The organism is Halopiger goleimassiliensis, assembly GCF_000455345.1.
Lineage (GTDB): Archaea > Halobacteriota > Halobacteria > Halobacteriales > Natrialbaceae > Halopiger_A > Halopiger_A goleimassiliensis.
On record NZ_HG315690.1, the window covers coordinates 3018193 to 3025424 of the forward strand.

General features: G+C 67.0%; 5 protein-coding genes, 1 tRNA gene and 1 rRNA gene. 2 read left to right on the top strand and 5 right to left on the bottom strand.

Annotated features, from left to right (window positions below; all coding sequences use genetic code 11):
• From TX79_RS14780 to TX79_RS14790, 3 genes are all read right to left on the bottom strand, one after another.
• Positions 1 to 1431 (bottom strand): MATE family efflux transporter, encoded by a 1431-nt coding sequence (locus TX79_RS14780; protein WP_049928211.1) that lies wholly within the window; start codon positions 1429 to 1431, stop codon positions 1 to 3.
• Positions 1432 to 1810: 379 nt separating this feature from the next.
• Positions 1811 to 2905: a geranylgeranyl reductase family protein gene (locus TX79_RS14785; RefSeq protein WP_049928423.1), complete on the bottom strand. Its 1095-nt coding sequence runs from the start codon at positions 2903 to 2905 to the stop codon at positions 1811 to 1813.
• 153 nt (positions 2906 to 3058) lie between these two features.
• A complete protein-coding gene (locus TX79_RS14790; protein ID WP_049928212.1) occupies positions 3059 to 3397 on the bottom strand; it encodes a cupin domain-containing protein in 339 nt (112 codons plus the stop codon).
• 382 nt (positions 3398 to 3779) lie between these two features.
• Here TX79_RS14790 and TX79_RS14795 point away from each other — a divergent pair, with 382 nt between their 5' ends.
• Together TX79_RS14795 and TX79_RS14800 are read left to right on the top strand one after the other, a co-directional pair.
• Positions 3780 to 4613: a cyclase family protein gene (locus tag TX79_RS14795; protein WP_049928214.1), complete on the top strand. Its 834-nt coding sequence runs from the start codon at positions 3780 to 3782 to the stop codon at positions 4611 to 4613.
• Entirely contained in the window at positions 4610 to 5605 is a 996-nt protein-coding gene (locus TX79_RS14800; RefSeq protein ID WP_049928215.1) for a fumarylacetoacetate hydrolase family protein, read from the top strand. Before TX79_RS14795 ends, TX79_RS14800 begins: the two co-directional genes overlap by 4 nt.
• A 1087-nt stretch (positions 5606 to 6692) precedes the next feature.
• Here the strand turns inward: TX79_RS14800 and TX79_RS14805 are convergent.
• Positions 6693 to 6768 (bottom strand) — tRNA-Cys (locus TX79_RS14805).
• Between the two features lie 144 nt (positions 6769 to 6912).
• A 5S ribosomal RNA gene (gene rrf / locus TX79_RS14810) occupies positions 6913 to 7034 on the bottom strand.
• Positions 7035 to 7232 lie beyond the last annotated feature (198 nt).

Below are 7232 nucleotides of genomic sequence, written 5' to 3' on the forward strand. Positions count from 1 at the left end.
TCAGTCGGTGCCCGCAGACGGGCGATACCGACGACTGACGGCCTTCCAGCGGCCGCGCCGGAACAGCCAGTAGTTGATCCCGCCGGGGACGAACATCTCGAGCAGGAGCGCGAGGTACAGCGCGGCGACGCCCAGCGGCGTGACCAACCCGAGCGCGGCGACGGGAAGCGCGAAGACGTAGCGGCCGACCAGCGAGGCGAGAAACGGCAGGCGGGTGTCGCCCGCGCCGAGCAAGGCTCCGGAGGCCGTCCCGTCGATTCCCATGCCCACAGCGCTGACGGCGGCGACGGCGACGAACGGCGCGGCCCGAGCGCCCGCCGCGGGATCGTCGACGAACAGGCTCGCGATCGGCTCGGCGAAGACGACGACCAGCGCGGCCAGCGCGACGTAGCTCACCGCCGCGAGGCGGATGATCGCCGCCCCGTACGCGCCCGCCTCGTCCTCGTCGCCCGCACCCAGCCGCTGGCCGACCAGCGAACTCGAGGCCAGCGAGAGGCCCCAGTTGACGCTGTTGATGAGGCTCCGGACGCGCCGACCCACCTCGAGGGCGGTGACGACGACCGGCCCGAACGTCCCGGCGATCCACACCAGCGGGAAGACGACGACGCCTTGAGCGAGTCTGCGGCCGATCTCGGGCGCGGAGATCTCGATCACCTGCCCCAGCAGCGTCGGATCGGGGCGCAGTCCCGCGGCCGTCACGGGAACGGGACTGGGTTCCATGCCCAGTCGTCCGTACGATCGCCCGACCATCCCCCAGGCGAGGACGACGGTGACAGCGCCGGTCGAGAGCGTCGTCCCGAGAGCCGCGCCGGCGACGCCCATCTCGAACCCGAAGATGAAGACCGCGCTGAGGACGACGTTCAGCGCCGCGCCGCCGGCGCGAGCGACCATCTCGGTGTAGGTGTCGCCGACGCCCGTGTAGGTGCGGCTGGCGATCAGATTGCACAACTCGAAGAGGACGGCGGGCGCGACGTAGACGAGGTAGGTGGTCCCGTGGGCGATCGGTGCCGGTTCGTTCCCGAGCAGGGCGATAAGCGGTTCGGCGAACAGCAGGAAGACGGCCAGCAACGGGATCGCGAGGGCGAACGCGAGCAGGATGCTCTGGGTGACCGCAAGCGACGCACGCTCGTCGGCCTCGCCGCCGAAGTTCTGCGAGACGAGCGAGACGGTCCCACCGGCCAGCCCCAGCCCCAGCATCGTGACCACCTCCCAGTAGGCCAGCGCGTACGCCAGTCCTGCCGTCCCGGCGGTTCCGACGGCGATGCCGACCATCGCGAGGTCCGCGGTCTGCTTGGACATGATCGCGAATCCCGTGACGATCCGCGGCCACGCGAGTTCGGCCGTCGGCCGGAACCGCTCCGCGTCGATGATCCCGACGCGCTCGAGGAGACTCCCGAAAACGCCGATCGCATCCGCCTGCCGACCTGCCATCCTCCGATGGTATCCCCAGCGAGGCCTTCGGTCTGTCGGCTACGCGACGATGTGTGGACCGGTACCGCACCAGCGGAACGGTAACGGGTCAGAGAACGATTCGCGCGTCTTGCCGATCTGTCCAGGCTGTGAAGGTATCGTTCCGTATCTGGCAAACCACGTGCGGTGGCGCGCGCTGGCGAGCGGCCGACCGAAAGGGAGGACGCTCGACCGAAACCGTGCGAGGGATGAGCGACCAACGGGAGCGAATCGGCTGGGGAGGGCGTGGCAACTCCCCGTGTCCACGATAGCAGGACGCTTCATTTCGACAGCCGCCGATCGAACGCACTGAACAGTTCACAGCGCTACCGACCGCTCGGAACGATTCGACGATGCGGTCCTATCGCACGTGAAGCCGCGAGAGCATCGCGCGCAGGTGCGACGGCGAGACGAGCGACGTCGGTCGGTCCATGTGGACGCCGATCTCGCCCGACAGCGCCCCGAGACCGAGCCGCTGAATCGGCTCGGGCAGCGAGTAGGCCCGGCGAATCCAGCGGCCAAGTTGCTGGTCGCGCTCGAGGTCGTCGCGCCAGGCCCGCTCGTAGGCAGCCAGCGTCGTCGGCCGATCCGGATCGACTTCGCGGGCGGCGTGGTCGGCCGCGGTCATGCCGTAGAGGATGCCGCCGCCGGTGAACGGCTTGGTCTGGGCGGCCGCGTCGCCCAGCAAGAATCCGCGTCGGGTGGTCACCCGGTCCGGCGGCCCGATCGGGATCGCGCCCGAACAGCGGTGCGAGACGTCGATCTCGTAGCCGTCGATCAACTCCTCGAAGTGTTTGGTGACCTGCACCCCCGGCGGGGCGGCGAGGCCGTACTCCACGCCCGCGTCGCCGCGGGGGATGCGCCAGGCGAAGAACGTCGGCGCGGTGAGGTGGACGTCGACGAAGTCCTGGTGGTCTTCCTCGTCGGAGAAGGCGAGCACGCCGTGGAGCAGTTCGTCGGGTTCGGGCAACTCGAGCGCCTCCCGGACCCGCGAGCGCGGCCCGTCGCAACCGGCGACCATCTTCGCCTCGAGCGTGCCGGGGCCGTCGGGTCCGTTGTACTCGACCGTGACGCGGTCGTGGCCCTCCTCGACCGCGGTGACGGTGTGCTCCTCGCGGACGTCGGCCCCCGCCTCGCGCGCGAGGTCCGCGAGGTGGCGGTCCAGGCCGACGCGGTCGATGACGTTCGAGGCGACCTCCCGTTTGTAGAACGGATACGCGTCGCTGCGAGGGCCGCCGACGTGAAAGCGCGCGCCGTAGATCTCGTTCTGGAACAGGGCCTCGCGGGCACCCTCACCGGTGAACGTCCAGACGTCGGTGCTAACGTGGCCCGAACACGCGAGGGGTTCGCCAACCTGGCCCTTCTCGAGTGCCACCACGTCGTACCCGTCTTCGGCGGCGCGGCGGGCGAACCGCGCCCCCGCCGGGCCGACGCCGACCACGACGAAATCGTACATGTCCGTCACCATTTCGTCGCGCTGTAAATAGTTTCTCGAGCGCTACGCGCCCTGATCTCACCGCCCACGATCGATGCGTAACGGATTCGACCCTGGAACCGACGCTGACCGTCGTTCGAGAACGACCGATCCGACCACTGTGAGGTCGGGTAGCTACCGAACCATCGTCAACAGCATCTTGAACCGCGACGGAGCCTCGACCGCGTGGGGCGTGTTCGCCGGAAAGACGATCGCCTCGCCCGCCTCGAGGTCGTACGTCTCGTCTTCGATCCGTACCCGACCCGTTCCGTCGAGAACCTGAAGCGTCGCCTCGTGCGGGGCGCTGTGCTCGCTGATCGTCTGTCCCTCGTCGAGCGCGAAGACGGTCATCGTCGCCGCTTCCTCGTTGACCAAGGTCCTGCTGACGATCGATCCGGTCTGGTAGTCGATCAGGTCGGCGAACTCGAACACCTCACCCGCGAGGTCCGCGAGTTGTCCGCTGTCGGAGTCCATACCGTCGCTTCGAACCTGACGGAGTTAGTCGATCCGACGGACATATTCGGGACGCCGGCCGTGGCGCGGCAGGCGGAGTCGACCGACCCGAGGGTCAGTTTCAAACTAGGCGACGAGGCGGATTCCCCGCCCCCGTGGGCGGGGAAGAAGCCGACCCACTGGGCCACACGTATTTTTTAGTGGTTGGCATTCCCAGATCGTAGTGGTGGTCGGCGGCCAACAGCTGTCGTCGGCCATGGGCCGCCGTCAACCGGCCCTCGAAGTCAGGGATGTCGACCCGTGAACGCCGGGAATCCCTCGGCACGACGCGGCGAGTCCACTGACAAGCCACGGGCCACCGCGCCCGTGGCAGTTGATATAGGCTCCCCGAATCGTGACAGCTATGGACAACCCGTTGACAGCCGACAGGACCGACCTCGTCGACCTCAGTATCGGCCTCGAGGACGGCACGCCGAGCGAACCCGACCCCCCGACGATCGACCGGTTCGATCACGAAGCCGGGGCCGAGCGCCTCGCGGAACAGCTCCAGTCGATGGGCCACGACGTCGACGCCGACGACTTCCTCGACGGGATGGGGCTGGCCTGGGAAGCCCTCGAGGTGATCCCCCACGCCGGCACGCACATGGACGCCCCCTGGCACTACGGCCCCGCGGTCGACGGCGAGCCGGCGAAGACGATCGACGAGGTGCCCCTCGAGTGGTGTCGTGGAAACGCGGTCGTCCTCGACTTCCGGTCGAAGGACCCCGGCGAGGAGATTTCGGCCGCGGACGTCGAGGCGGCGCTCGAGGAGCTGAACCACGACCTCTCGCCCGGCGAGATCGTTCTGATCCAGACCGGGGCCGACGCACTGTGGGGCCAACCGGAGTACCTCACCGAGTTCCCCGGGATGGGTGCCGACGCGACGAAGTACCTCGTCGAGCGAAGCGTCAGGATCATCGGTATCGACGCGTACGGCTTCGACAAGCCCTTCACCGCGATGGGGGATCGGTACACCGAGACGAGGAACGCGTCCGAGCTGTGGCCAGCCCACCTCGCCGGCCGGGAGGTCGAGTACTGCCAGATCGAGAAGATGGCGAACCTCGACGCACTGCCCCGGCGGACCGGCATTCCGATCGTCGCCGTCCCCATCAAGATCGACGGGGCAAGCGGCGGCTGGGTCCGCCCGGTGGCGTTCGTCGACGCCGCGGCCGACGGGACGGGAGGTGAGGCCGCGTGAAACTCGCCACTTTCGCGGTCGAGACCCCCGTGGGAACCGTCGAACGGATCGGTGCCGTCGACGAATCGAGCGAAAACGACGCGACCCCGGCCGGCGAAGCCACCCTCGTCGACCTCACCGCCGCCTACGGTGCCACACTCGAGGCCGAGGGCGAACCGGCCCCCGCCGACCTGGCTCGCGCGCACGTCCCGCCCGACATGATCGCGTTCCTCGAGCGCGGCGACCGCGCGATCGCGGACGCGCGCGAGGCCCTGGCGTACGCGACCGAGACCGACGCCGAACGCGGCCCGAGCGGCGCAACACTCCGGTACGAACCCGGAGAGTACGACCTGCTCGCACCCCTGCCGCGGCCGAACTCGCTTCGGGACTTCATGGCCATCGAGGAACACGTCCAAAACAGCATGGACGGCGACGTTCCGGACGTCTGGTACGACCTCCCGGTCTTCTACACGGGGAACCCGGACAGCGTCGTCGCCCCCGGCGAGACGATCCGGTGGCCCGACTACTCCGAAATCATGGACTACGAACTCGAGATCGCCGCCGTGATCGGCAAGCGCGGCCGCGACGTGTCCGCCGACGAGGCCCAGGAGTACGTCGCCGGCTACACCGTCTTCAACGACTTCAGCGCCCGCGACATCCAGGGCGAGGAGATGGACGGCCGGCTCGGCCCCGCGAAGGGCAAGGACTTCGCCAACGGCCTCGGCCCCTACCTCGTTCCCGCCGACGACGTCGACGTCCTCGAGGCACCCATGACCGCCCACGTCAACGGCGAGCAGTGGTCAGAAGGCACCGTCGACGAGATGTACCACTCCTTCGCCGACATCGTCGAACACGTCTCCCAGTCGACGACACTCCACCCGGGCGACGTCATCGGCAGCGGCACCGTCGGCGAAGGCTGTGGCCTCGAACTCGGCCGGTTCCTCGAGGACGGCGACACCGTCTCGCTCACCGTCGACGGCATCGGCACCCTCGAGCATACGGTCGTTCGATAACGACTCCCGCCGCTGCTCGAACGGGTGTCGAATTCCCCTATATGAGGGTTGTGGCCCTGCTACCGGTCGAGAACGGTGGTTTCGCCACCAACGGCCAAAATATTTATATTTGGCCCTCATAGGAACAGGTGGCGAGGTAGGAACGTTCTGTCGTTGCCACGTCGAAGGTTCCTATCCCGAACGACCGCCTCGCCGTAGCGACAAGCCGGCCCACCGTACCGCGCACATTCACCGTAGGGGGTGAACACCTTGGTCTTATCGGCCGGCTTCCGCTCCGACGCTCGAGAGTCGCCGCTGTCCCGTCCGCTCAGATTCGACTGGATAGCCGCTGCAACGTGACGAAATCGACCGTGCCGTACTGATCCTCGGATTAGTGCTCCCATCCCGGACCAACACCGCGATACTGCTCCGTTCTTTCAGCGAGCCGTCCATCGCTGCCACGTCGCTCTCCGATCGAGGAACACGACTGGAGTTTCAGGATCGAACGAAATCGATTCCGCACCGGCCTCGAGCTCGCCGCTCGATCGACCGGACCGATTCGCCGAGACGATCGGGTACCGGTCGGCCGACGTGCAGATGGGTATCGACCGTCTCGACGGCACCGGAGTAGTGAGGGTCGCTCGCGGTGGCTTTCGGCTGGACGACCATAGCGACACGATACCACTCGTTCGCACCTTTCGGTTGGCCAATAGGTTTACAGGAGCACCGAACCCATCTTCCTACGAGGTGAGGGTGAGGAGGGTACCAATTCAGGGGGTTCATACTCACACCCTTACCTCGATCACCGCAGTCGGATCGAAGACACTGTCACTCGGGCGGCGAGGACGATCACCTGTCGTTGCCACCGGCACCGCCCCGAACAGGGGCTTCTCGCCGCCTCGTTTCTCATTCACGCGGAGCGTCGCTCAGTATTCGCAAGCGGAATACTGCTCGAGACACGGGTTCTCTTCGTGACTGCACCTAGCTGGAACGTGAGAAAACTGGAGGAAGCCACGGGCCGGATTTGAACCGCGAGAACTCACTCCGCTCGTTCTCTGGGCTCAAATCCTCGTTTGGCTGTCGCTCTTCACGTTCGTTCGTCGCGATAAGCCAAGGGCCGGATTTGAACCGGCGGTAGGCGGCTCTGCAGGCCGCTGCGTTCGGCCGGACTCTGCCACCTTGGCGCAGGTGTTGTTACTCACTGCGTTCGTTTAAGCATAGCGGTACGGCGCGATGACGCCTGTGAGCGCCGTTACCGCGGTCACGCTATAAATACGAGCGGCCCCACACAGCGGGTGCTGTGCGAGGCCTGAAGATGGAGTATGAGTGGTCGGCGGCGAATCGCCGTTCCCAGAGGGTCGCCCACTCCAGTACTAGCCGATACGCAGGCGGGCTTATCTTCCGTGTTCGGGATGGGTACGGGAGGTCCCCCGCCGCTGTGGCCGCCGTAACGCCGATCGACGGAATCGAACCGTCGTCAAACCGTAATCGGTGGCTCTCTCGACCGTGTCGTACGTGTAGTCCAGTTTGCGTCTGGACCCGTTCCGCGGGTCCGATCCAGATGCGTTATGACTGTGTGGCTTGGCCGGTTAGTGCTCGCGGGCTCAACGCCTCGTTGCCTCGGCGCGTACACCCCGAGTCTATCGAA

Coding starts and splice junctions, on each gene's coding strand:
- TX79_RS14780 (WP_049928211.1), bottom strand. CDS start 1,431: ATGGCAGGTCGGCAGGCGGATGCGATCGGCGTTTTCGGGAGTCTCCTC.
- TX79_RS14785 (WP_049928423.1), bottom strand. CDS start 2,905: ATGTACGATTTCGTCGTGGTCGGCGTCGGCCCGGCGGGGGCGCGGTTC.
- TX79_RS14790 (WP_049928212.1), bottom strand. CDS start 3,397: ATGGACTCCGACAGCGGACAACTCGCGGACCTCGCGGGTGAGGTGTTC.
- TX79_RS14795 (WP_049928214.1), top strand. CDS start 3,780: ATGGACAACCCGTTGACAGCCGACAGGACCGACCTCGTCGACCTCAGT.